The following is a 23,299-nucleotide window of genomic DNA, read 5'->3' as shown; positions in this document are numbered from 1 at the left end:
ACACGCGCAACACGATGCGCTATAAACGTTACTCTATATTATGGAATCATTTTTTTGATCAAACGAGTTTGACCAAGAAAATTTGGATAGGTTCGATACTTAAACACAATAATTAGGGGGATCCCGATGAAACTAGGAAGTATTGCCCGTACTGGCGTTGCCTTGGCACTGGGCATGGTTGCGATGAATTCATTTGCTGCGGAGGGTCATGGGGGGCATGACGCTCACGCTGCGAGCGGTGAAGCGTGCGTGGGTTTTGGTCCACAAACTCCTCGCGACATCGACAGCATTGCCGGTGAAAACAAGCGCGTTTTTTCTCTTGCGCCAAAATCCAGCGAAATGAATCTGTGTAACATCCACTTCCACAAAAATGCCGAGCACAAATCCAAAGCATTTGCCATCTATGCTGGCGAAGGCGACGGTCACGGTTATGAAAGTGGTTACCAGTGCGGTATCAGCAAAGAGCTGAGCAAAGAAGAAATGGCTCCTACCAAAGACGCCATTTGTAAAGGTGCGCACGGCGAGCTGAAGCCTGGCGACACCATCGAAGTTCACTGGGTACACTCTTCATGTGACGTTAAACCAGGCGCCGGTCTGGGTTCTTGCTTGTCTGACAGCTGTGCAAACCCCAACCTGCGTGTAGAAACTCAGGTGTTCACGCTGGTTAATGACAAGAGTGCACTGAACTTCAACGAACTGGACTACGACGGTAACGTTGTTAAGGGCTACCACCAGCCAAAGGCTCTGCCGACGGGTACTGGCAAGCCTGTTGAGTTCCTGGGTTCAACCACTGGTCCTAAGTACTCCGAGCAGTCCTGCTCTCCACTGCAGGTTACCTGGAGCGTTCGCCCACAGTGCGCTAAAGTCGACATCAACAGTGTTGGCGAGTGGTGTAAAGCGAATGACTTCAAAGAAGATCACGCTCACGGTGTAAGAAAGCTGGTAACCAATCCAAAGCTGCTGTCTGAAATCAAATAAGATTTAGCAGACACTGGCAAAAAGGCCGACATTACGTCGGCCTTTTTCGTTTCTGCCCGGGAATGGGGTAAAATAGCGCCTATTTCTACGAACAGACTCAGGAGTGCCCATGGCCGGTTCATTATTTGATCAGCTGAAAAAAAGCGGCTTGGTTGACACCAACAAAGCGAAGCAGATCAGCCGCGAGAAGCACCAGTCACGCAAGCAGGCGGACAAAGGCAAGAACAAAGCGCCACAGTTGAGTGAGGCGGCCTTGTTGGCGCAACAGGCCCAGGCCGAAAAGGAGGCCAGGGATCGCGAATTGAACCGTCAGCAAAAGGCGGAGATCGAGCGCCGGGCCATCGCTGCGCAAATTCGCCAACTGATCGAACAGCATCGCATCAAAAATCGCGACGGCGACGTGGCCTATAATTTCAACAATGGCGGAAAAGTTGATCGAGTCTACGTGACCGCCACCTTCCAGGCGCAGCTAGCCAAGGGACAATTGGCCATCGTCAAACTGGATCAGCGTGTTGAGCTGGTGCCGACAGTGATTGCGGAAAAAATCCGCCAGCGAGATGAGGGCTGTGTTTTGTATTGTGACTCTGTCCAGCACGAAGAGAAACAGGACGACGATCCTTACGCGAACTACCAGATCCCTGATGATCTGATGTGGTAAAGCAAAAAGGCAGGATGATTCCTGCCTTTTTTGTTGCTCGAAATTTAACGAATTTCAAAATCGACGATGTCATACTCGTCGCCGCGCAGCACGCTGCCGACCTGCACGCCATGCAGGCGATGACCGGTGGCTTCCTCAATCGCGCCCTGAACAGCGCCCAGAGTAAACGACAGCAACTGATCCGAGCCGCTTTCTTCACCAGCAGAACAAATGGTTTCGGTCAGATAGGCGCGGTACCCTTGGTCGATGGTTTCAATTCGCTCCAGTCTGCACAGGCGGGTGCCATTTTTCCCCAACACATTGGCTACCAGCTTCACCCACTCCTGCATGTCCATGCTGGTTTGGCTAAGACCCAGATCCTTGGCGACCTGGATGCCGCGCAGGCGCCCGGCGCGGATTAAATTACCTCTGGCCGCATCTTTGCCCATGATGGTTTCCAGACCAGTGACAATGGAGCGAAAGCAAACAATGCTGTTGAAATCTCCCAGTTCTTTGCGAAACGAGGTGCTGCTCATGTGAAAGTCCTTGGTAGTAATACTTGAATAATTCGGTGGGACAATACCAAGCGCGGAGCAAAACAGTCAAGAAATGTCGGGACATAATCGGGCAGGAGGTGGTTGGGGTAGCCTGGACCGGCCGGAGGGGGGCTTCAAGGTGTTGTGTTTGGGAGGATTTGGGTAAATGCTTCAAACTTTTGCTTTGGCAGGACAGTTTTCCTGGGAATGGAACTTGTAGTATCAAAAGTCGGCAAGCCGTTTTTTGCTACAATGGCGGCAGCCAAACGTTCTGGGCTGGTGAGGTTCTGCCAGCGTAAACCGGTGGGAAGGTGGGAGAAAGTGTGGACTTTGTACAAAATGAAAACGGTCGGTCTTCTGCAATGACCATGGTGATTTGACGGCCATGAACAATCCAAAACGTATACTAATTACTGATGACGAATCCGGCGTGCGTGAGATGCTGGAGGAGTATCTGCAAGGGCATGGGTATGTTATTCACAGTGCAGCCAGTGCCGCACAGGCGCGCGAGATCATAAGTCAACATTCTGTTGATCTGGCATTACTCGACGTGAGGATGCCGGGGGAGGATGGTTTGAGTCTGGCTAGGCATCTACGAGAACACTACAACATCGGTATTATCATGCTGACTGCAGCAGGTGAAACGATGGATAAAGTGCTGGGACTTGAAATTGGCGCAGATGATTATGTTGTTAAACCGTTTGATCCACGAGAGCTCCTGGCTCGAGTGAAAAGTGTATTACGTCGTGGTCAAGCTGATGTATCTTCTGCTGTTGCTCAGAAACAGGCCAAAGACAAAAATATTGTACGTTTTGGTCTCTGTTTGCTTGATCTGGAGCGTCATCGTCTGACCACGTTGGAAAGCGAAGAGATCACTATCACCAGTAGCGAATATGACACGCTAAAAGCGTTTGCCGAAAATCCCAATAAAGCACTCTCTCGCGAGCGCCTGCTTAACCTCACACAACATCGCGACTGGGATCCGTTTGATCGCAGTATTGATATCCGCATTACCCGGTTGCGGAAAAAGATCGAGCCCGATCCTAGTAAGCCCCAAGTGATTAAAACTATTAGAAACGCCGGATACCTTTTTGTTTGCGAAGAGTGATTTTCAATGTTGCCCGAAGAAAAAGTGGAAAACTCCACGTTAATACTCTTGTCAAAACGCTATCAGAAAATTTTGATTGGTGGTTCTCTGTTGATGCTACTGGCTTGTTTGGTATTGACCAGCCAAAGCTACAACAAGGCTCAGCAGCAGTTGTTGGCGGAGCTAGCCAGCGATGTGGACATCTATGGTCATTCGGCATCAACTGCGGGCGAGCTGGCAGAAAATCACGTTGCTCGTCTGAAGCAGCGGTTCATGAACGATTATGTTCTCTATAACTGGCAACAACAGCGGCAGTTGTTTAAATCTGCCAATGTGAACGGTGCGCCCAGCGGTTTTGCGATGTCTGCGTCGGAGGATCCAAACCTTAGGAGTATTACGCCGCAAATACTTGCGAAGCCCGACTATTTTCAGAGTGGGGGTAGTGAAAAGGAACTGGAGCGAATTTTTCACCTGACATCCTCCATGCGCGAGGGTCATCAGACTAATCCTCAGCTGGTCTGGAGTTACTTTTTTTCGAGTAACAAGAATCTGCTCGCTATCTACCCATGGGTACAGATGACGGATTTGGTTTTGGCGCAAAACTATTCCTCGATCAGCGCTCTTGTCGAAGATTATTTCAAATACGAAATCGCATTAAACAGTGATCCTGCTATCAATCCAACGGGGGAGCCGCATTGGTCCGAGCCTTATGTCGATGCAGGTGGCAAGGGGTTGATGGTTTCCCATGTTGCACCGGTTTATGTCGATGGCAAATACATCGGACTTATCGGTACGGATATTCTGCTCGAGGTGTTCAATGACTTTGTGTCCCATATTAATCTGCGAGCAGGTCGACTTTGGCTCATTAGCAAGGGAGGGCAGGTTATTGCCGATAGTGGTGAGGCGGAGGCGCCACAGAAACTGATCGAACTTACGAAACAGGTTCCTTGGCTGGATAGCAGCGAGGCTCGTGTCATTCTCAGTGATCATGGCGGTGAGTTCCAGAGTTTAGATGGGCACCATCTATTGGCGCTTCCAGTCAGTGGCACTCCCTGGACCTTGGTTTATGCGGTGGATGATGGCGATCTCTTTTGGCAGATATTGCCGCGATTGGTTCCGTACTTAGCCACCCTGTTCTTGATCATCATCTCCTTCCTGGGCGCACTCTGGCTGTTGCGCCGATTGTTTATTAGTCCAGCCATTTCCCTGGTTGGTTATATTCATAAGGTTGCTGACAAGGATGACTTTTCACAGCCGAAATTGCCCGAATTATGGCAGCCACTAACCAAGATCATCGATAGTGCATTCCGTAACTCCAGTCATCACCTTCGCCAATTGGAGGAGAGCGAGCATCTGAAATCGGGCATTATCGAGGCCGCGCCTGTGTGCATTATTTCGGCAAACACGCGCTGCGAAATCATTGAATTCAACCCAGAAGCCGAGAGATGTTTTGGTTATCGAGCTGAGGACGTTCTTGGCAAAAATATGACGGATCTGATTATTCCTCCTCATCTGCGTGAAGCACATCGCCAAGGTTTTAGTCGCTTTTGTCGGAGCCAGCAGGGAAAAATTCTTGGTCAGCGTGTCGAACTAAGCGCTATGCGTGTTGATGGCAGCGAGTTTCCGGTAGAGCTTAACATTGTGGCCTCTCGACGAGGTGAAGACCTGATTATTACCGCATTTATCGTTGACCTGACTGAGCGTAAACAGTCGGAGCAGGAGTTACGGCGTCAACGGGATCTTCTTCACCAGAGTGAAAAACTCAATGCTATGGGCTCGTTGTTGGCCAATGTTGCCCACGAACTTAATAATCCGCTTGCCGTGGTGGTTGGTCGCTCCATCATGCTCGAAGAGCAGTTGAGTGAGACGCAGAACATCAAGTCGATTACCAAAATTCGAGAGGCAGCTGAGCGGTGCGTTCGCATTGTTCGTACCTTTTTGGCGATGGCGCGTCAGAAAGATCAGGACCAGCGCCCGGTTCAGATCAATGATTTGGTGATGATGGCGATTGATATTGAGCAGCACGCGTTGAAGACCAGCGGTATTGATTTGAAGGTTGCGCTAACTCCGGATTTGCCCTTGGTTTCTGCTGCGGCTGATCAGCTCCATCAAGTATTCCTCAATCTGATAGTTAATGCGCAGCAGGCACTTGTAGAGACAGCTTATCCCCGCCGACTTGAGATCAGTACTCATCGTGCGGGATCGCAGATTCATGTTTGTGTGGCCGACGGCGGCCCTGGCGTGCCGGAGGTGATTCGCTCCCGTATTTTTGAACCTTATTTCACGACCAAGCCGATGGGGGTGGGTACCGGGGTTGGTCTGCCTATCAGTCTTGGTATTGTCCAGGCCCATGGTGGTGAAATTAACGTAGGGAGTTCGACGTTAGGAGGCGCCTTATTTACGGTGGCATTGCCCATTGCTGAAATTGCCTACGATGAGGATGTGCCGGTAGTGTCGAATGTGGACGTTGTGTCGTCAGGACATGTTCGGCTGTTGATTGTCGATGATGAGCCGGAGATCAGTTCCATGCTTGGCGATATTCTCGCCAATGACAAGACGCACATCGATTATGCAGAAAACGGTTGGTCTGCGTTGGGCCTGATTTCTCATCATCACTACGATGCCATTATTAGTGACTTGCGCATGCCCGGATTGGATGGAGAGGGGCTTTATCGGAGGATTGTTGCCCAATATCCGGCGATGGCTTCGCGGGTTATTTTTGTAACCGGTGATGCGCTGAGTCCCAATATTGCTCGCTTCTTGACTGAGATGGATGCACCAGTGATTGAAAAACCATTTGTTCCAGCCGACGTGAAGCGCTGTTTGGCGTCTCTGCTAGAAAAACGGTTAGAGCTGGCCTCGGCCTGAGGCATTGGCGATATAGAACTCTACAAAGCGGCCTGTAACAACAGGCCGCTTTTTTTGGGGGGAGTAAAAATAAGGGGGAGGGTCTGGCTGTTTTTTGAAACAATTGATACAAATGTGTCCGGTGTGGAAACGCAACAGAAACACGTTATGAGTAGACTTGTTCACATGTGAGGCCACTATTGCCGGTGGTGAATTTGAATCTACAGGAGTTGAACGTGAAAGAGTTTCGTGAGTTATCTGCACTTGGTACAACAGAAGATCTCTGTCATCTCATTGATGAATTGGCAGAATCTGGCTCATTGGCAATTCCTCTTGTATTGCTGGCAATGCAGGACAGGGATGATGAAGTGCGCTGTTATGCAGTGCGTACTCTTAGCCGAATTGGTGTAGGTCAACCTGAAGTGGCCGAATCGTTTGCTATTGCACTAAAAGACCATTGCGATTGTGTTCGTCGATACGCAGCAGCAGCACTAGGTGTCGTCAAACCTCTGGCCGCAATTGCGAAATCAGCACTGACCGTTGCTTGTAATGATGAGGATTACATCGTTCGCTATTTCGCATCTCAGGCATTATCTGATCTAGAGAGAAAAGTGGCGAGATAGACATCCGGATTAGAAAGTTATGCACCCGGGGTAGCTATATTTTATTTAGATTAAGTCGGAACCACTACACTTGAACTGACCATCTTCGGTTTTAACGGTCTTACTGCCATACCCATTACGGCTGTTATCTGAGCTGGACTTCTCATGCCTGTCATAACCAAGATGCTCATCCATCTCGGCATTGAGGGCGGCTTCGACGGTGATCTTGGTCATCATTCGCCGAAAGTCATTGAGGTCTTGCTCGGTTTTGATGCCTTTAGCTGCTTCCCGTGCCAAGGCTTCGATTTCTTTCTTGTTCCTGTTTGCCTATCCTTTCCAGTAGAGGGTAATAATAGGCAGTTACACAGTTTTATCTACAGTCTCGGTTTCACTAATGCCAAACATTTCACAGGCGAACCGAATCGACATCGCTTTTTCCTTCAGCACACGTTGCGCCATCTCCTTGCGCTTAGATGGGATCACCACTTTTTTCAAAGCCTCCTGAATGACCTGGGATTTTAGGCGTAATGCGGCATGCATCTTCTTGAGTCGGCGGTTCACGTATTCCAGTTTTTTCATGCTCTTCATTAATGAAGAATCCATTCCACCGTACTTCTCCAGACAGTTATAAAAGGTCTCGTGTGTACGGTAAAACTCCGTAATTAATACCCAAGTTTCAGATTCATTGAGGAAGACAATGATCTGGCTTTCGGTAAATCGGGACTTCTTCATCGTAGATTCTCCTTTGCTTTAATATATTGGGAAATTCTATTTTTGAGCACCATCTTTTTTCGGGGGGATTACCCCAGTTCTTTGCGAAAAGAGGCGCTGCTCATGTGAAAAATCCTTGATGGTGATGCCTGAATGATTTGGTGGGACAATAGCAAAACCCAAGCTGACCGGTCAAGAAAGCCTGGGTGGGGAGTGTGGTGACTTAGCTAATAGTAGACATGTAGTTCGGCAGCAAACTCATGCCATGTTAAGTCATTTTTCTGATGACGCTCAGCATTAAGTCGGAATGAAAGATTTCTGGATAGAGCAATACTTTGCTGCACTACGAAAGTGTCAAGGCGTTGTTCTTCACCAATGATTCCCTGTTGTGATTCAGCGTAGGAGTGCAAACGCCAGCAGTTGATGGGTTCGCTGATAAAACCAGCCCGAAGCAGTGGTGCAAAGCGATATTCGTCTTTCAAGTCCAGACTGTGTGCCAGAGAACCTTCCAGGAGACCGTAGAGCACAGACTGTCTGTTTTCTCCCAAGGCAAATGCCAAACCAGCACCGCCCCGGAAGTAGCTCAAATTTTCTATACCAGGCTCGGGGTTGTTGTCCCACCCCAAGGCGAGATGCCAGGAAGTATCATGAAAAAAGCGATCTCGAGGTTCGATGGAAAGTATTTCTAAAATGGTTGTGTTATTTAAATCCAGTTGCTTCGTCGCGTCGTCATAGTTTAATTGCAGATTCATGAATTGAAGTGCTGAGTTGGAAACGAAACCAGCACTGGGATCAAGCAGGTCATGGTAGGCAGGTCGCCAGCTCAGGGATACGCCGTTATTTCCCATCAATCGAGAGGCCCCGATGGACAGTCTCTGTGAGTTATGGCCAAGGTCTGGGTGAATGGATGGCGGTGGAATATCTGGTGTCTGGCTAGCCAATTTTATTTTGCTGCGGGCCAGAAGAATTTGACGTTCCTGTTTATTTAACTGGGTGGCGCTGTCATCCGAGTTTTTTAATTTCTTATAGCGATAGTAGTCATTCAGCAAGTCCAAAACTTGAATCTGTCTTTCTTCACTGAGTGCGGTTAATTGCGGTTGGATATTCTCAAAGCCTGTTTTATAGGCCCGCATGGTGAGTTCAATGTCTTCATCATTCATGGTTTGTTGTTTTGCCCGAATGATGCGGCCATGAGAAGCATTGTATTGAACATCGGTCACGAGACCTTTTTCCCGCAGCAAGCGCAAGGTGTCAACGGGGATGGTCCAACCGTTGAAGTTATCTGTCAGGCGATTTTCGGCAAAGCTGACATCCAGCAGAGATAGCAAATGGTATGAGCAGTTCTCAGTGAAAAAGTAATAGTCGAAATAGCTGGGGGCAAGCTCATAAACATGCATAAGGATAAATGAAATTTCATCCTGAGAAATATTGAGTGTGTATTCCCATACGTCACGATTTTCCATTTGCGCATATTCACGTAGCTTCGTGTAATACGGTACGACGCTGAATTTCCCAGGGAATCCGCCGGACAGGCCAAGTAGCGAGTAGGAAAAGCCGTTAACATTGGGATCTACCTGGGCAGCGTAATTGATGCTGTAGTTGAGCATCTTTGTTTGCTGAGTCTGCCCCTTTTTGTCGACACGAAGTAGGGTATGACCAAACATCGAGGATGGGCTGTTTGGGTGGGTAGTGGGGAAGACTACGGTAAGTTTTTCCGCAGATAGCACGCGGACGAACAAGTCAAAATCATCACACGCTTCTTTGGGTAAGCGTGAAGTATCAAATTTCAGCTGTTTTCCCAGCCAGTGAAACCTGGCAATAAATCGACACTGAGCACTAAGCTGGACAGGCTCCAGCTTTCTATTCGAAAAAAATGCTGCAAGGGTTGCTTCTAACTCTGCCTGAGGGGCAGTTTTACCGTTCTCTGAAAAAAAGAAGTCACGACTATCCACTTGGCTTTCATAGTGACCGAAAAAATTCTTTTTATAGTGAATCAGAGTCAGCCAGATAGGATGTTCAGCCAGGCGGTTGGAGCGTGATTGTTGAACGATTTCTGCGAGATAGTGGTCTTGGGAATTGATAGCAAGCGAGACCGACGCATCATACTCACCTTGCTCTATCAGGGTGTCGACTTTGGATTGGGCTAGACCGTATTGGGGTAAAAGCAGGGAAAAACAGAATGCTAGAAAAAAAATATTAAACCTGGCCACGTTGGGAGCACATCACTAATTGTTTTTATGTTTTGGGAAAGAATCCCCGGCAGGCGGATGCTGCCGGGGGTGCTGCGTGTTTACTGAATGTATTTTGCCAATTGACTATCGGAGGCCATAGCCAGATCCAGAGCGGCTAGTACTTCGGCGGGCTTTTCTGATTTCACAAACAGATCTTCATAGCGAGCCTGAGTCAGAGAATAGAACGTGCCTTTGTCCTGCTCTTGGATAGCCATGATATGAGCTAGAGAAGCCAAGTAATTGCCCTGACCTTGTGCCGCATCCACCGACAAATTATCCATATTGGAAGCAACAAACTCCTCGCGTTGCTTATTGTCATTTTGTACCACGGTGGAGGTATCACAACCGCTGGTGCCTGATGTCATGGCAAAAGTTTGGTTACCATAGATTGAATTCAGGATGCTGGCGCCAACATTCACACCTGCGCCTGATTTTCCTCCCAGGATAACTTTGCCTAAACCGCAGCCGGCGCCGTCATTGGCGGCATGGGCAGCAGATAGAGGTAATACAAGACAAATTCCCAACGCTAGAACTGTTTTTTTCAGCATACGTAGATTCCTTGTTCTCTATTGATTAAATGAATTGACCCGGAACGAGACCAGTTAGCGCACGTAATGGGCAAAACGCTGATCAGTTGCCATTGTGCTATCCAGAGCCGCGAGAACTTCTTTGTATGTTGGCTCTTCAGAGTTAAAGATATTTTCAAAGTTGCTTTGAGTGAGAGAGAAGAAGGCATCTTTGTCTTGTTCTTCGATACCCATCAGAGCTGCCAGAGAGGAAAGATGCTGGCCATTTCCTTGAGCAATGTCTTGGGCCAGGTCATCAATGTTGGAGGCAACAAATACTTTTTTCTCCAATTCATTGCTGGCAACCGCATTTTGGTTACATCCCAATGTGCCGGAAGTGATACCAAATGCTTGGTTGGAAAAAGAGCTGTTAGTGGTGCCAGCGCTGATGTGAGCCATTAAACCAGATTTTCCTTTCCAGATTTGGTTGCCCAAACCACAACCAGGGCCCTCATTGCCTGCCATAACCGGCAATGCAACTACGGAGAGTAACAGGCCCGAGATTAGTGCTCTTTTCATATTTGCCTCCTAGGCTTTTATATTCGAAGAAACGAGGTTACATTTGTAACTCTCTCTATTTCGGGTTGTCAATTGATTTCTGGAGAAAAAATTGGGAAATTGCAGAAGATGTTTCCTGGCACTGATATTGCCAGTTTTTTCGATTTTGTGTGGATGTAGTGGGTTGTTTTTTCATCCTACGCAGGATGAAGTTTTAACGCCTTCTCGTTTTGGTATTCTGCATGATGATATCTATCTGACAACACCTGATGATTTTAGATTGCATGGCTGGCATTTACATGCGCAGGGGGATAAAAAGGGGAGTGTTGTTTTTTTTCATGGTAACGCTGAAAACATTACTACGCACATCGCCAGTATCTATTGGCTGCCAGCTCAGGGATTTGAGGTATTTATTTTTGACTATCGAGGATATGGACGTTCTCAGGGAACGCCTAGTGTTGAGGGGTTAATTCTCGATGCTATGACTGTTCTTGATTATGTTGCTGAGTCAAAGTCGACGGATATTGTTGTGTTTGGTCAAAGCTTGGGGTGTGCAATTACGTTGAACGCAGTTGCCAAATTTCAGCATAAAGAGCGTATTAAAGCGGTTGTTGTGGACAGTTGTTTTTCCGGCTTTCGCGAGATTGCCCGTGAGAAAATCGCAGATGTCTGGCTGACCTGGCCATTTCAGTGGCCACTGTCGTTGGCTTTTACGGCCGATTACAGTCCGGTTGATGCGCTACACTCGCTTGCTTCTATCCCCATATTGATTATTCATGGAAATCAGGATCGTGTTATTCCGATTCATCATGGGAAGCGATTGTTTAATGCGGCAGGCTTTCCAAAGGAATTTTGGGAAATTGAGCGAGGAAAGCACATTGATTCAATGATGAGAGAGGGAGTGCGGTCACAGTTTTTGACTTTTCTGGATGATGCATTTTTGGCAAAGATACCTAGTCAGAGGGCGCAGGAAAGACAATTGGACTTCCCTAGCATTTTTGAAAGCAAAAAATGATATGTGATTTATCGTTGTTGTCACAGACGTAGTTCAGAAGATTCGATGCCAAGAAATGCCGAGCCATAAATGAGCAGACAATGGTCTGCCCCGAGAAATTTTTCCAGAAACAGAGTGATAGGATTACCAATAAGGTGAGTGGCTCCAGCGCATCGCAAGCAGTCTGACAGCGATTAGTGGTAGTAAACCAAATTCAGCTGGGCAGAATCGTAAGGATCGCGTTGAACATATTCAAAGCGCACTGCCAGATTGCGGTCGATGCCGTACTCAATGCCGATGCCTGCCATCAAGCCATCCGCTTCACCGAAATCCGCGCCGAGTCTGGCGATAAAATCCCATTTGGGCGCTAGCTGGAATTGCATGACTGCAGTGCTCCACAGGCCGGAGAAGCGGACGTTGTAGTAGTAGGGGTAGTACTTATAGGGATAGGGGTGGTAGTAATCGAACCAGCCGCTGTCCATGTAGCCCAGTTCGAGCAGGACGTTGGTTTTGCTTCTCGCGCCGCCATTACTCAATTGCAGACCGCCGAAAAACTGATAGCCGGTTGCCGTGCGGTGATAGGGCACGTCCAGCGTATTGCTGCTGATACCACCGCCAAAGTGGACCTGATTTTGTTGGGCCTGAGCGGGCAGGCTAAATAGCATGGCGATACCTGCCAGTGCCAGGCAGATGGATTTATAGAACAACTTCACAACGAACTCCTGAATGCGATACACGAAATTGCGCGCATTCTAGCGTAGGAGCTGGCGGAAAACACCTGTCAGGCCAGCCCGACTGCGGAGGGGGGATTACTCGCGCAGGCCGCGCAGGATTTCCTGTCTCACACCTTGGGCCGCACGCTGTCCGCTGATGACAGCGCCTTCGAGCGTGGCCGGATAGCCGGTGTCGGTAAAATCGCCTGCCAGCCAGCAACCGGGCAGCAGGGTTTTGTTGACTGGACGGGTTTTATCAATGTTGACGCTGCTGACGAAGGTCGCGCGTTTTTCGGTGATCAGTTGTACGTCCAGCGGTGCCGGCCAGTCCGGGTACAGGGCGGCAATTTCAGCCACCACGGTTTTGATGATGGCATCTTTGCCCTGGGTGATCAATTCGCTGCTGGCACTGATGATGACGGCGATTAATCCGGGTTGACCGGCAAAGCTGCGATCGAACAGCCACTGGCTGTGAGTATCGACCAGGCCGATCATGGGACTGCTCAGTTTGACTGTCTTTGGATAGCGCAAATAAATTGTCGTGATCGGTTCGTATTCAAATTGTGCCAGGCGATGGCATATGCTCGCCATCGGCGGTAAATCATCCAGCAGGCGTTTGGTGCCCAGGGGGCTGGTGGCCAGAATGAGGTGATTGCACGGAATGGTTTCGCCTTCGGTGTGAACGCCGCTGATACGGCCGTTATCCACCCGCAAGCCAATGGCTCGGGTCTTGAGCATCACCAGGCCACCGCGTGATTCAATAAACTCCATCGCCGGCTCGGGAAATAATTTGCCCAGCGATATTTTGGGAATGATCAGGTCGCTGTGCTGGCGCTGATAGTTGAAAGTGTCATGCAGCACTTTCAAAAAAAGTTGCGCTGACGCTTTGGTGATTGGTGTATTCAGCGTTGCCAAACACAACGGTTCCCACAGCATTTTGGTCAGTCGACCATTTTGCCGATGACGGATGAGCAGCGCATGCAAGCTGACATCTTCATCGAGACGAAAACGGGTAAATGCCAAGTGAGTACAAAATTTCAATGCCAGGGCGCGTTCTTGCAGTGACAATCCCTGAGCGGTCATTAAACCGAACAATAGATGCAGCGGTGCCGGCAATTCCGGCGTTTTTAAATGCAGGTTGTTGCCCTTGGGGGAGCGCAAGTCCAACGATAAGGATTGGCGCTGCAGGGCAGTGTCAACATCAACGCCGATGAGTTCCAGCAGCGATAATGTTTGCCGGTAGGCACCGATCAGAATGTGCTGACCGTTGTCGACGGTGTCGTCGCCAAAGGGTGCGCAACGGGCGCGACCGCCCAGTTGTTTTGCAGATTCAATCAGGGTAACAGGAATGTCGTTGGCGGCCAGCGTGACCGCTGCGGCTAATCCAGACCAACCACCACCGATAACAATTGTACTCATGCAGCAGCTTGGCGTTGTTGGGATTTGTGACGTTTTTTCTCGTGCCGCGCCGCGTTCCAGGCAATCCACAATTTACGCAGTGGTGTGAGCTTGATGCGGTGTTCGAGCACGCGATAGCCGTCTTGTTCAATTTCGGCCAAGGTGGCCTGATAAATTTTTGCCATGATCAAACCGCTGCGTTGATGGTAGCGATCAGTGTCGGGCAGTTTCTCAAAGGCTTTGGTGTAGTAACGCTTGGCGCGTTCGACCTGAAATTTCATCAAGGCAGCAAAATTTTCCGAAGTGGTGTGTTGTAACAGTTCTTCGTTGCTGACCGAGAAATTCTTTAATTCATCCTGCGGAATGTACACGCGACCGCGCTGTGCATCTTCGGCTACGTCGCGGCAAATGTTGGTCAACTGAAATGCCATGCCCAGATCGTGGGCGTATTTCAGGGTTTGTCTGTCCTGATAGCCAAAAATTTCTGCTGACAGCAATCCCACCACACTGGCAACGCGATAGCAGTACAGCGACAGCTCGGTGAAAGTCGGATAGGCGTCATAGTCCAGATCCATTTCCATGCCGTCGATGATTTCCATGAAATATTCTTCGGCCAGATTGAAATGCTTGATCTGTTCCTGCAGTGCTTGAGTGACCGGATGCTTGGGGCTGCCGTGAAACAGCGCCTTGACTTCTTCGCGCCACCAGGCAAGTTTGGTGCGGGCAATATTTTCATCCGAACATTCGTCGACCACATCATCCACTTCGCGGCAGAATGCGTAAAGTGCGGTGATGGCGCGGCGCTGTTGATCCGGTAAAAAGCGAAAGGCGTAATAAAAACTGGAACCGCTTTTCGCGGCCTTGTCGGCACAATAGTCGTCAGGTGTCATGAAGTTTCAAGTTTAGTATTCACAGTTGCAGCTGGTGCTTGGCGACGGAGCGCAAACCAGAGCATCCACAGCCCGTCCCATTTACGGAGACGAGGGCGTTCAAAAACATCCGTTTCCAACTGCTTCAAACGATGCAGAATACGCAATCCGCCGCCAATGATCAATCGAATTTCCAGTCCAAAACGCCCCTTCAGCCGCCAGCCCAGGCTGGCTCCGCGCAGAATGAGGGTTTCGGCACGGGCGACTTCGCGCTTGAACAGGGCGCGCATGGCTTGATCGGAAACCGCATTGCGCAGGTGATGTTCGGTGACCCCCAGTTCGTCCATGTCTGACTGTGGCAGGTAAATGCGTCCCAGCTCGTGAAAGTCCTGCTGCATGTCCTGCAAAAAATTGATCAGTTGCAGCGCGCTGCAGACATCATCGGAGTCGCGCAGATTTTGTTCGCTGGCTTCGCCGGCCAGATGCAGCAATATCCGTCCCACCGGATTGGCAGAATAGCGGCAGTATTGCAGCACGTCGGCGTGGCTGGTGTAGCGTTTTTGCTGCACGTCCTGTTTGAAGGCTGTGATCAGGTCGTGGTAGAGCGCAATCGGAATATTGTGCTGGCGGATGACGTCGACATTGGCGAGCAGAATCTTGTCATCGGTGCCGTGACCGGCAATGGCGCGGTCCAGTTGCTGACCGTAGTCGTCCAGTGCCTCGAAACGTTGCTGTGCGCTGGCGTCACCTTCATCGGCCAGGTCATCCACATGGCGAGAGTAGGCATACACCGCTGCAAACGGGCGCCGCATGTGCGCCGGCAGCAGTTTGGAGGCGACCGGAAAATTTTCGTAGTGGTTGTTGGCAATTTGCTGACAATGGGCGTAGGCAGCGGCCAATTCCGGCGTCATTTATCCTGCTCCAGCGAGGTGTCCAGTTCCAGGCTGCTGACCTGGCGTGGCAGGGTTTCCACCTGGGCGCTATCGGCCATGACTTTTTTCTCGGCAATGCCCAGTTCAGTGAATTTGCGTGCGCCCGGCAGTACGCGGCTGTCGAATGAACTGACGGCTTTGTTGTAGTGGCCGACGCTTTGTTCCAGCGATTTACCGACTTTGTTCAGGTGTTCGCCGAAGGTGGCCAGACGGCTGTACAACTCTTCACCCAGCGCGCGAATCTGTTCGGCGTTTTCTGCCAGCGCTTCCTGACGCCAGCCATAGGCCACGGCACGCATCAGCGCGACAAAACTGGTGGGGGTGGAGAGGATGACTTTGTTTTTCATCGCATCTTCGAGCAGGTTGCGATCCACATCCAGCGCGGCGCCGAGGAACTGTTCGCCGGGAATGAACAGCACCACAAAATCCGGCGAGTTCTTGAACTGGTTCCAGTACGCCTTGCTGGAAAGTTCTTTGACACGATCACGCACATGGCGTGCATGTCGTTGCAGTTCGATTTGACGCTGGTTGTCGTCGCTGGCTTCCATCGCTGACAGATAAGCATCCAGCGGGGTTTTGATGTCGACCACAATGTCGCGGCCGCCGGGCAGGCGCACGATCATGTCTGGTCGCAGGCGACCATCCTCAGTGTTGATCGTGGTCTGTTCGAAAAAGTCGCAGTATTCCACCATGCCGGCTAGTTCGGCCAGGCGCTTGAGGGTCATCTCGCCCCATTGACCACGGACTTCGGGGCGGCGCAGGGCGTTGACCAGATTGCGCGTTTCGCCCTGCAGCGCTTGCTGGCTGAGATTGAGATTTTGCAAATGCTGGTTAAGGGCGCCGTAGGATTCCTTGCGCTCTTTTTCAGCCTGGTGAATGTGCTGCTGGGTTTTTTCCAGCGCTTCGCGAATGGGGCGCACCAGATTTTCGATGGCTTGTTCTTTTTTCTCCAGATCACCCTGGGATTGCACCTGAAAGGATTTCAGATTTTGCTCGGCCAGTTTGAGGAACTGTTCGTTGTTGCGCGCCAACGCCTGCGAGGCCAGATTTTGAAATTGCTGGCTGAGTTGTTCGTGCGACTGTTTTACCGTCGCCAGGCGCTCGGCATGCACAGCTTCGACATTGCTCAGTTTGGCCTGCAGTTCAATGTTGGTTTTTTCTTGGGCGGCGATGGTTTTCTGTTTCATCAGCGCGGCGATGGCAAAGCCTGCCACCAGACCGGCCAGCAGCATTGCGATGGGAAGCAGCAGTTCCATCAGGTCCATTTCTCCAGGTAGTCCAGCACTTGTTGGGGATGATCGATCAGGGCGTCGGCTTGCCAGCTGTGCGGGTCATCGTCGGGTAGCAGATAGCCGAAGGTGGCGGCCAGGGTGCGCATGTTGGCGGCGCGACCGGCGGCGATGTCACGCTCGGCATCGCCGACGTAGACGCAGTGTTCGGCAGCGACACCGACCAGGTTGCAGGCATGGTACATGGGTTCGGGATGGGGTTTGCTTTTGGCGCAGGTATCGCCGCTGACGATGGCGGCAGCGCGTGGTGTCAGGCCCAGCGCCGCCATCAGCGGATCTGTCAGCCAGCCGGGCTTGTTGGTGACCACGCCCCATTTGATGGCGCGGCTTTCCAGCTCGGCCAACAGTTCATTCATCCCGGCGAACAAGGTGGTATGGCGGGCGATGTTGTGCAGGTAAATATTGAGAAACTGTTCGCGCACTGCGTCGTAGTCCGCATCGCCGGGACCGATGTCAAAACCCAGCCGAATCATGGCGATGCCACCGTGGGAAACCACCGGGCGGATGGCTTCAAACGGCAGCGGTTGATGACCGCGGGCCTTGAGGGTTTCGTTCAGCGCATAGGCCAGATCGGGCGCAGTGTCGGCCAGGGTGCCGTCGAGGTCGAAAAGAACTGCTTGGATGGACAAGTTAGTCGGTTTCCTTGATGCCGTAGGTGAGATAGTTGACGTCGATGTCCTTGCCCAGCGAGTAGTTTTTGCTCAGTGGGTTGTAGCTCATGCCGCTCAGGTCGGCGATGGTCAGGCCGTTACGGCGCATCCAGCCGCCCAGCTCTGAGGGCTTGATGAATTTTTTGTAGTCGTGGGTACCTTTGGGCAACATGCCCATCAGGTATTCCGCGCCCAGAATCGCCAGTGCGTAAGCCTTGGGGTTGCGATTGAGGGTAGAGAGGAAAACCTTGCCGCCGGGTTTGATCAGTTTGATGCAGGCGCGCACTACCGATTCGGGATCGGGGACGTGTTCGAGCATTTCCATGCAGGTGACCACATCAAATTCACCGGCATGGCGCTCGGCAAATTCTTCGACGGTGATTTGTTGGTAGTCAACGCTCAGGCCGGATTCCAGCAGATGCAGGCGAGCGACTTCCAGTGGGGTGGCACCCATGTCGATGCCAGTGACCTGGGCAGCGCGTGCTGCCATGGATTCGCTGAGAATGCCGCCACCGCAGCCCACGTCCAGCACTTTTTTGCCGCTGATCTGGGCGTGACGGTCGATGTAGTTCAGGCGCAGCGGATTGATGTCGTGCAGGGGTTTGAATTCGCTTTCGGTGTCCCACCAGCGGTAGGCGATTTCCTCGAATTTGGCGACTTCGTGCTGGTCGACATTGGCGTGTGCGGCAGTGTTCATGATGATGCTTTCCTGCTTTGTTGGATTTTTTGTGCCCAGCGTTGGGCTTTACGTCGCAGTTGTTCTTCGTTCAGGGTGGTGAGCTGGTGCTGCTTGAGCACCTGGCGACCGTCGACCCAAACATCCGAGACCTGATGGCGACCTGCGGCATAAACGATTTGCGAAATGGGATTATAAACCGGTTGGGTTTCCAGTGCCGAGAGGTCAATGGCGGTGATGTCGGCGGCTTTGCCCACTTCCAGCGAACCGGTCACAGCCTCCAGTCCCAGCGCCTTGGCGCCGTTGAGGGTGGCCATGCGTAGCGCCGTGTGGGCAGGCAGTGCGGCCGCATTACCGCTGGCGACCTTGGCGATCAGCGCGGCACTTTGCATTTCGTTGAGCATGTCCAGGTCGTTGTTGGAGGCGCAACCGTCGGTGCCCAGCGCGACATTGACGCCGGCTTCCAGCAGTTTGACGGTGGGACAGATGCCACTGGCCAGCTTCATATTGGATTGCGGATTGTGAATGACATGCACGCCGTAGTTGGCCAGATCGGTAATTTCCTGGTCGGTGAGCTGGGTCATGTGCACGGCCATCAATCGTGGGCCGAGTAGCCCCAGTTCCTTGAGGCGCGCCAGCGGGCGCTTGCCGGTTTTTTGTTCGGCCTCGGCAACTTCAAATGCGGTTTCGTGAATGTGCATGTGGATCGGGATGTCCAGTTGCTCGGCCAGGGTCAGCGCCCGGCGCAGCGGAGCATCTGACACTGTGTACGGCGCATGAGGGGCCAGCGCGGTTGTGATCAGCGGATTGTGGCGAAACGCATCATGGACATTGACGCCCTTGGCGAGATAGTCGTCCGGGCCTGCTGCCCATGCGGTGGGGAAGTCGATCAGAATCAGGCCGACGCACATCCGCATTCCCGCATCGCTGGCGGCCTGTGCTGCCTGATAGGGGAAGAAATACATTTCATTCAGACAGGTAACACCGGCGCGAAACGACTCGGCCACGGCCAGTTGGGTGCCGTCGTAGACAAATTCGGGACTGACGTTGGCGGCTTCGGCGGGCCAGATGTGGTTTTGCAGCCAGTCCATCAACGGCAAATCGTCGGCGAAACCCTTGAGCAGGTTCATGCTGGCGTGGGTGTGAGTGTTGATCAGGCCGGGAATCAGCGCGTGTTCGGTCAGGCTGTGCAAGGTTGTCGCGTCATATTGCTGGGCTGCAGCGAGACTGGGAAGAATGGCAACGATGGCGCCGTCGTGAATGACGACGCTGTGATTTTCCAGAATGGTGTTGTCGGGCCTGACGGGGATCACCCAGCGGGCGTTGATCACGGTGTCGACGGTCTGCATTTCTGTCCTTTTTGCTTCAGCTAACCGGTATAATACGGAAATTGTTGCAGTTTACATGTTTAGCCGCGCTTGCGCAGTGATTTGGAGGATAAATGGCGTCTCAGATTGATAACACCCGTGCCGTGGTGTGGAAGGGTGACTCCCTGGAGTTGTTGGATCAGCGCATTTTGCCGCGAGAGAAGGTTTACCTGACTTATCGCGACGCCGTAACCACCGCCCGGGCGATTACCGACATGGTGGTGCGCGGTGCGCCGGCCATTGGTGTGGCGGCGGCTTACGGTGTGGTGTTGTCTGCACGCCAGCGCGTCGCTGCCGGTGGTGACTGGAAGGCGGCGATCAAGGCGGACATCAAGGTGCTGGCCGAATCCCGTCCCACGGCGGTGAATCTGTTCTGGGCACTGGATCGGATGGGCAGAAAGCTTGATAGCCTGAGCACCGATGCGGTGGCTGCCTTGGAAGCGGAAGCGATTGCCATTCACGAGGAGGATCTGGCGGCCAACTACAAAATGGGTGATTTGGGCGCGGCGTTTATCGAGCCCGGCTCCGGCGTGTTGACCCACTGTAATGCCGGTGCGTTGGCGACCGCAGGTTACGGTACCGCGCTGGGCGTGATTCGTTCCGCCTGGACCCAAAAGCGTATCAGCAAGGTGTTTGCTGATGAGACCCGTCCCTGGCTGCAGGGCTCGCGCCTGACAGCCTGGGAACTGCTGGAAGATGGTATTCCGGTGACGCTGCAGTGCGAAGGTGCAGCCGCGCACCTGATGAAAACTGGTCAGATCCAGTGGGTGATTGTCGGTTCCGACCGTATCGCCGCCAATGGTGATGTGGCCAACAAAATCGGCACCTATGGACTGGCGGTGCTGGCACGTCATCACGGGGTGAAATTCATGGTGGTGGCGCCCAGCTCTACCGTGGACATGAGCATCCGCCATGGTGACGACATCCCCATTGAGCAGCGCGGTCTGGAAGAAGTATTGGGTCTGAATGGTCAGCGTGTGGCTGCTGAGGGCGCCAGCGCCTGGAACCCTGCGTTTGATGTGACACCGGCCGAGTTGGTGGACGTGATCGTCACCGAATTGGGTGTGGTTGAACGCCCCAATGCGGAAAAAATGGCCAAGTTGATGGGCTAGGGCGGCTGCATTTTGTACAAAAATGGCCTCGCGGATTTGACGGTTCGCGGGGCCTTTTTATTCCTTATACTTATTGCCCGGCTCATATGCAGTATTGGCGCGTCCTGTGTTACAATCGAGCACCTGATTTGACCGAGGCTCACTGGCTTTAGGCCACACTAAACGGCTGTTTAATATGGAATCATTTGCAAAAGAAGTTCTTCCCGTCAATATCGAAGATGAGATGAGAGCCTCCTACATGGAGTACGCCATGAGCGTAATCGTGGGACGTGCTCTGCCTGATGTACGTGATGGTCTCAAACCGGTTCACCGCCGCGTACTGTATGCCATGAGTGAACTGGGCAATGATTGGAATAAGCCCTACAAAAAATCCGCGCGCGTGGTGGGTGACGTGATCGGTAAATACCACCCGCACGGTGACTCTGCGGTGTACGACGCCATCGTGCGTATGGCGCAGCCGTTTTCCATGCGCCAGATGCTGGTGGATGGTCAGGGTAACTTTGGTTCGGTGGATGGCGATGCGCCAGCAGCAATGCGTTACACCGAGGTGCGCATGGCCAAGATCGCGCACGAGCTGCTCGCTGATCTGGACAAGGAAACCGTCGATTTCGTCCCTAACTATGACGAATCCGAACACGAACCGGCCGTATTGCCGGCCAAGCTGCCCAACCTGCTGATTAACGGTGCTGCCGGTATTGCGGTGGGCATCGCGACCAATATTCCACCCCACAATCTGGCCGAAGTCATCAATGGCTGTTTGGCCCTGATTGAAAATCCCGAGCTGGATATTCTCGAGCTGATTAACATTATTCCCGGCCCCGATTTTCCCACCGCCGGTATCATCAACGGCGCACGCGGCATTCGCGAAGCCTATCTGACCGGCAAGGGCCGCATCTATGTGCGTGCCCGTCACGAGGTGGAAGGCGAGGAAGGCAGCAAGCAGCGCTTGATCATCACTGAACTGCCGTATCAGGTGAACAAAGCGCGTTTGCTGGAAAAAATCGCTGAACTGGTCAAAGAAAAGAAAATCGAAGGCATCACTGAACTGCGCGACGAGTCTGACAAAGACGGTATGCGTATGGTGATCGAACTGCGTCGTGGCGAAATGCCCGACGTAGTGCTGAACAATCTCTACCAGCACACCCAGATGCAGAACGTGTTCGGCATCAACATGGTGGCGCTGCTCGACGGCCAGCCACGTCTGCTCAACATCAAGCAGATGCTGGAAGCGTTCATTCGTCACCGCCGCGAAGTGGTGACGCGTCGTACTATTTTTGAATTGCGCAAGGCGCGTGCGCGTGCGCACATTTTGGAAGGTTTGGCGGTTGCGCTGACCAACATTGATCCAGTGATCCAGTTGATCAAGGCATCGCCCAGTCCTGCAGAAGCCAAGGCTGGTTTGATTTCCACCGTCTGGCAGCCAGGTGCTGTGCTGGATATGCTGGCCGGCGCGGGTGCGGATGCATCACGTCCTGATGATCTGGAGCCACAGTTTGGCATGCAGGCTGATGGTTATCGTTTGTCCGAAGCCCAAGCCCAGGCGATTTTGGACATGCGTCTGCATCGTTTGACTGGTCTGGAGCAAGACAAGATCCTCAGCGAGTACAAGGAAATTCTGGTTAACATCGCCGAGCTGCTGGAGATTTTGTTGAATCCTACGCGTCTGATGGAAGTGATTCGTGACGAACTGTTGTTGATCAAAGAGCAATACAGCAACCCACGTCGTACCGAAATTCGTGCCTCGCATGAAGATTTGAGTATTGAAGATCTGATCAGCGACGAGCCCATGGTGGTGACGCTGTCCCACGAAGGGTACGTCAAGAGCCAGCCGCTGGATGTGTATCAGGCGCAGCGTCGTGGTGGTCGCGGTAAGGCGGCGGCGGCGACCAAAGATGAAGACTTCATCGACAAACTGTTTATTACCAGCGCGCATGACACCATGCTGTGCTTCTCCAGCCGTGGCAAAGTTTACTGGTTGAAGGTGTATCAGGTACCGCAAGCCAGCCGTACTTCACGTGGTCGCCCAATCGTGAATTTGCTGCCGCTGGAAGAAAACGAGCGCATCAACACCATTTTGCCGATTCGCGAATACACCGAAGATGCCTACATTTTCTTCGCGACCTCGCAAGGCGTGGTGAAGAAAACCTCGCTGATGGACTTCTCTCGTCCACGCAGCTCCGGCATTATCGCTATCGATCTGAACGAGGGCGACCAACTGGTTGGTGTCGACATTACCGATGGTCAACGCGATGTGATGCTGTTTAGCAGCAACGGCAAGGCGATTCGTTTCAACGAGTCCAACGTGCGTGCCATGGGCCGTACCGCCGCCGGTGTGCGTGGTATCAAATTGCTGGGTGAGGCGAAGGTAATTTCGCTGATCATTTGTGAAGAAGGCACCGTGCTGACCGCGACCGAAAATGGTTACGGCAAGCGCACGCCAATGGAAGATTATCCTGCACATGGTCGCGGTGGTCAGGGTGTTATCGCTATCCAGACCTCTGAGCGTAATGGCAGTGTTGTTGGTGCAACGCTGGTGGCGGACGGTGACGAGATCATGCTGATCAGCGATGGCGGTACGCTGGTGCGTACCCGTGTCGCAGAAATTA

Annotated in this window: 21 protein-coding genes and 1 pseudogene; 8 read left to right on the top strand and 14 right to left on the bottom strand. The window is 52.0% G+C overall.

Features of this window, described 5'->3' with window-relative positions; translation table 11 throughout:
* Nucleotides 1-183: 183 nt before the first annotated feature.
* The gene (locus OEW58_09170; protein ID MDH5301517.1) at nucleotides 184-978 is read left to right on the top strand and encodes a delta-class carbonic anhydrase; all 795 of its coding nucleotides are present in this window, start codon (nucleotides 184-186) and stop codon (nucleotides 976-978) included.
* Nucleotides 979-1,087: 109 nt separating this feature from the next.
* Nucleotides 1,088-1,636 carry a DUF2058 domain-containing protein gene (locus tag OEW58_09165; protein MDH5301516.1) on the top strand — a complete coding sequence of 183 codons (549 nt, stop codon included), beginning with the start codon at nucleotides 1,088-1,090 and terminating at the stop codon, nucleotides 1,634-1,636.
* A gap of 44 nt (nucleotides 1,637-1,680) precedes the next feature.
* Here the strand turns inward: OEW58_09165 and OEW58_09160 are convergent, their stop codons facing one another.
* Entirely contained in the window at nucleotides 1,681-2,151 is a 471-nt protein-coding gene (locus OEW58_09160) for a hypothetical protein (GenBank protein ID MDH5301515.1), read from the bottom strand.
* Between the two features lie 385 nt (nucleotides 2,152-2,536).
* Between OEW58_09160 and OEW58_09155 the strand changes: the two genes are divergently transcribed.
* The 3 genes from OEW58_09155 (at nucleotide 2,537) to OEW58_09145 (ending at nucleotide 6,708) form a co-directional block, all read left to right on the top strand.
* On the top strand, nucleotides 2,537-3,259 hold the full coding sequence (locus OEW58_09155) for a response regulator (protein MDH5301514.1): 723 nt from the start codon (nucleotides 2,537-2,539) through the stop codon (nucleotides 3,257-3,259).
* 6 nt (nucleotides 3,260-3,265) lie between these two features.
* Entirely contained in the window at nucleotides 3,266-6,106 is a 2,841-nt protein-coding gene (locus OEW58_09150; protein ID MDH5301513.1) for a PAS domain S-box protein, read from the top strand.
* 215 nt (nucleotides 6,107-6,321) lie between these two features.
* Entirely contained in the window at nucleotides 6,322-6,708 is a 387-nt protein-coding gene (locus tag OEW58_09145) for a HEAT repeat domain-containing protein (protein ID MDH5301512.1), read from the top strand.
* A gap of 75 nt (nucleotides 6,709-6,783) precedes the next feature.
* On the opposite strand, the pseudogene OEW58_09140 reads toward OEW58_09145, so the two are convergent.
* The 5 genes and pseudogenes from OEW58_09140 to OEW58_09120 form a co-directional block, all read right to left on the bottom strand.
* Nucleotides 6,784-6,993 (bottom strand): annotated as a pseudogene (locus OEW58_09140) (transposase).
* 54 nt (nucleotides 6,994-7,047) lie between these two features.
* Nucleotides 7,048-7,419 (bottom strand): hypothetical protein, encoded by a 372-nt coding sequence (locus OEW58_09135; protein MDH5301511.1) that lies wholly within the window; start codon nucleotides 7,417-7,419, stop codon nucleotides 7,048-7,050.
* 206 nt (nucleotides 7,420-7,625) lie between these two features.
* Entirely contained in the window at nucleotides 7,626-9,608 is a 1,983-nt protein-coding gene (locus tag OEW58_09130) for a DUF4105 domain-containing protein (GenBank protein ID MDH5301510.1), read from the bottom strand.
* 80 nt (nucleotides 9,609-9,688) lie between these two features.
* On the bottom strand, nucleotides 9,689-10,177 hold the full coding sequence (locus OEW58_09125; GenBank protein ID MDH5301509.1) for a DUF3015 domain-containing protein: 489 nt from the start codon (nucleotides 10,175-10,177) through the stop codon (nucleotides 9,689-9,691).
* 54 nt (nucleotides 10,178-10,231) lie between these two features.
* Nucleotides 10,232-10,714 carry a DUF3015 domain-containing protein gene (locus OEW58_09120; protein ID MDH5301508.1) on the bottom strand — a complete coding sequence of 161 codons (483 nt, stop codon included), beginning with the start codon at nucleotides 10,712-10,714 and terminating at the stop codon, nucleotides 10,232-10,234.
* A 91-nt stretch (nucleotides 10,715-10,805) separates the two neighbouring features.
* On the opposite strand from OEW58_09120, the gene OEW58_09115 reads away from it, so the two are divergent.
* A complete protein-coding gene (locus tag OEW58_09115) occupies nucleotides 10,806-11,708 on the top strand; it encodes a lysophospholipase (protein ID MDH5301507.1) in 903 nt (300 codons plus the stop codon).
* A gap of 173 nt (nucleotides 11,709-11,881) precedes the next feature.
* On the opposite strand, the gene OEW58_09110 is transcribed toward OEW58_09115, so the two are convergent.
* The 8 genes from OEW58_09110 to OEW58_09075 all read right to left on the bottom strand — a co-directional run bounded on the left by OEW58_09110 (nucleotide 11,882) and on the right by OEW58_09075 (nucleotide 19,563).
* Entirely contained in the window at nucleotides 11,882-12,400 is a 519-nt protein-coding gene (locus OEW58_09110; GenBank protein MDH5301506.1) for a hypothetical protein, read from the bottom strand.
* Nucleotides 12,401-12,496: 96 nt separating this feature from the next.
* Nucleotides 12,497-13,819, bottom strand: coding sequence for a hydroxysqualene dehydroxylase HpnE (gene hpnE, locus OEW58_09105; GenBank protein MDH5301505.1), 1,323 nt, complete (start codon nucleotides 13,817-13,819; stop codon nucleotides 12,497-12,499).
* Nucleotides 13,816-14,688, bottom strand: coding sequence for a presqualene diphosphate synthase HpnD (gene hpnD / locus OEW58_09100; protein ID MDH5301504.1), 873 nt, complete (start codon nucleotides 14,686-14,688; stop codon nucleotides 13,816-13,818). Before hpnD ends, hpnE begins: the two co-directional genes overlap by 4 nt.
* Nucleotides 14,685-15,578 (bottom strand): squalene synthase HpnC, encoded by an 894-nt coding sequence (gene hpnC, locus OEW58_09095; protein MDH5301503.1) that lies wholly within the window; start codon nucleotides 15,576-15,578, stop codon nucleotides 14,685-14,687. Before hpnC ends, hpnD begins: the two co-directional genes overlap by 4 nt.
* The gene (gene rmuC / locus OEW58_09090; GenBank protein ID MDH5301502.1) at nucleotides 15,575-16,855 is read right to left on the bottom strand and encodes a DNA recombination protein RmuC; all 1,281 of its coding nucleotides are present in this window, start codon (nucleotides 16,853-16,855) and stop codon (nucleotides 15,575-15,577) included. The genes hpnC and rmuC overlap by 4 nt, the downstream gene beginning before the upstream one ends.
* Entirely contained in the window at nucleotides 16,855-17,517 is a 663-nt protein-coding gene (locus OEW58_09085; GenBank protein ID MDH5301501.1) for an HAD-IA family hydrolase, read from the bottom strand. Before OEW58_09085 ends, rmuC begins: the two co-directional genes overlap by 1 nt.
* 1 nt (nucleotide 17,518) lies before the next feature.
* Nucleotides 17,519-18,235: a bifunctional 2-polyprenyl-6-hydroxyphenol methylase/3-demethylubiquinol 3-O-methyltransferase UbiG gene (gene ubiG, locus OEW58_09080; protein MDH5301500.1), complete on the bottom strand. Its 717-nt coding sequence runs from the start codon at nucleotides 18,233-18,235 to the stop codon at nucleotides 17,519-17,521.
* Nucleotides 18,232-19,563, bottom strand: a complete 1,332-nt coding sequence (locus tag OEW58_09075) for a TRZ/ATZ family hydrolase (protein MDH5301499.1) — start codon at nucleotides 19,561-19,563, stop codon at nucleotides 18,232-18,234. Before OEW58_09075 ends, ubiG begins: the two co-directional genes overlap by 4 nt.
* 92 nt (nucleotides 19,564-19,655) lie before the next feature.
* On the opposite strand from OEW58_09075, the gene mtnA reads away from it, so the two are divergent.
* Both mtnA and gyrA read left to right on the top strand, forming a co-directional pair.
* Nucleotides 19,656-20,693 (top strand): S-methyl-5-thioribose-1-phosphate isomerase, encoded by a 1,038-nt coding sequence (mtnA, locus tag OEW58_09070; protein MDH5301498.1) that lies wholly within the window; start codon nucleotides 19,656-19,658, stop codon nucleotides 20,691-20,693.
* A 175-nt stretch (nucleotides 20,694-20,868) separates the two neighbouring features.
* The coding region (gyrA, locus tag OEW58_09065) for a DNA gyrase subunit A (GenBank protein MDH5301497.1) at nucleotides 20,869-23,299 on the top strand (2,431 nt) is incomplete at its 3' end.

It is taken from the genome of Gammaproteobacteria bacterium (assembly GCA_029884425.1).
Classification (GTDB): domain Bacteria; phylum Pseudomonadota; class Gammaproteobacteria; order S012-40; family S012-40; genus JAOUHV01.
Note: the sequence above shows the minus strand (reverse complement) of the source record. Positions and strands in the feature narration are given on the sequence as shown.

Excerpts from the sequence above, each read along its gene's own strand:
- OEW58_09125 (MDH5301509.1), bottom strand. The coding sequence starts at position 10,177 with ATGCTGAAAAAAACAGTTCTAGCGTTGGGAATTTGTCTTGTATTACCT.
- rmuC (MDH5301502.1), bottom strand. The coding sequence starts at position 16,855 with ATGGAACTGCTGCTTCCCATCGCAATGCTGCTGGCCGGTCTGGTGGCA.
- hpnD (MDH5301504.1), bottom strand. The coding sequence starts at position 14,688 with ATGACACCTGACGACTATTGTGCCGACAAGGCCGCGAAAAGCGGTTCC.
- mtnA (MDH5301498.1), top strand. The coding sequence starts at position 19,656 with ATGGCGTCTCAGATTGATAACACCCGTGCCGTGGTGTGGAAGGGTGAC.
- ubiG (MDH5301500.1), bottom strand. The coding sequence starts at position 18,235 with ATGAACACTGCCGCACACGCCAATGTCGACCAGCACGAAGTCGCCAAA.
- OEW58_09170 (MDH5301517.1), top strand. The coding sequence starts at position 184 with ATGAATTCATTTGCTGCGGAGGGTCATGGGGGGCATGACGCTCACGCT.
- OEW58_09150 (MDH5301513.1), top strand. The coding sequence starts at position 3,266 with ATGTTGCCCGAAGAAAAAGTGGAAAACTCCACGTTAATACTCTTGTCA.
- hpnC (MDH5301503.1), bottom strand. The coding sequence starts at position 15,578 with ATGACGCCGGAATTGGCCGCTGCCTACGCCCATTGTCAGCAAATTGCC.
- OEW58_09160 (MDH5301515.1), bottom strand. The coding sequence starts at position 2,151 with ATGAGCAGCACCTCGTTTCGCAAAGAACTGGGAGATTTCAACAGCATT.
- hpnE (MDH5301505.1), bottom strand. The coding sequence starts at position 13,819 with ATGAGTACAATTGTTATCGGTGGTGGTTGGTCTGGATTAGCCGCAGCG.
- OEW58_09155 (MDH5301514.1), top strand. The coding sequence starts at position 2,537 with ATGAACAATCCAAAACGTATACTAATTACTGATGACGAATCCGGCGTG.
- OEW58_09135 (MDH5301511.1), bottom strand. The coding sequence starts at position 7,419 with ATGAAGAAGTCCCGATTTACCGAAAGCCAGATCATTGTCTTCCTCAAT.
- OEW58_09165 (MDH5301516.1), top strand. The coding sequence starts at position 1,088 with ATGGCCGGTTCATTATTTGATCAGCTGAAAAAAAGCGGCTTGGTTGAC.
- OEW58_09075 (MDH5301499.1), bottom strand. The coding sequence starts at position 19,563 with ATGCAGACCGTCGACACCGTGATCAACGCCCGCTGGGTGATCCCCGTC.
- OEW58_09120 (MDH5301508.1), bottom strand. The coding sequence starts at position 10,714 with ATGAAAAGAGCACTAATCTCGGGCCTGTTACTCTCCGTAGTTGCATTG.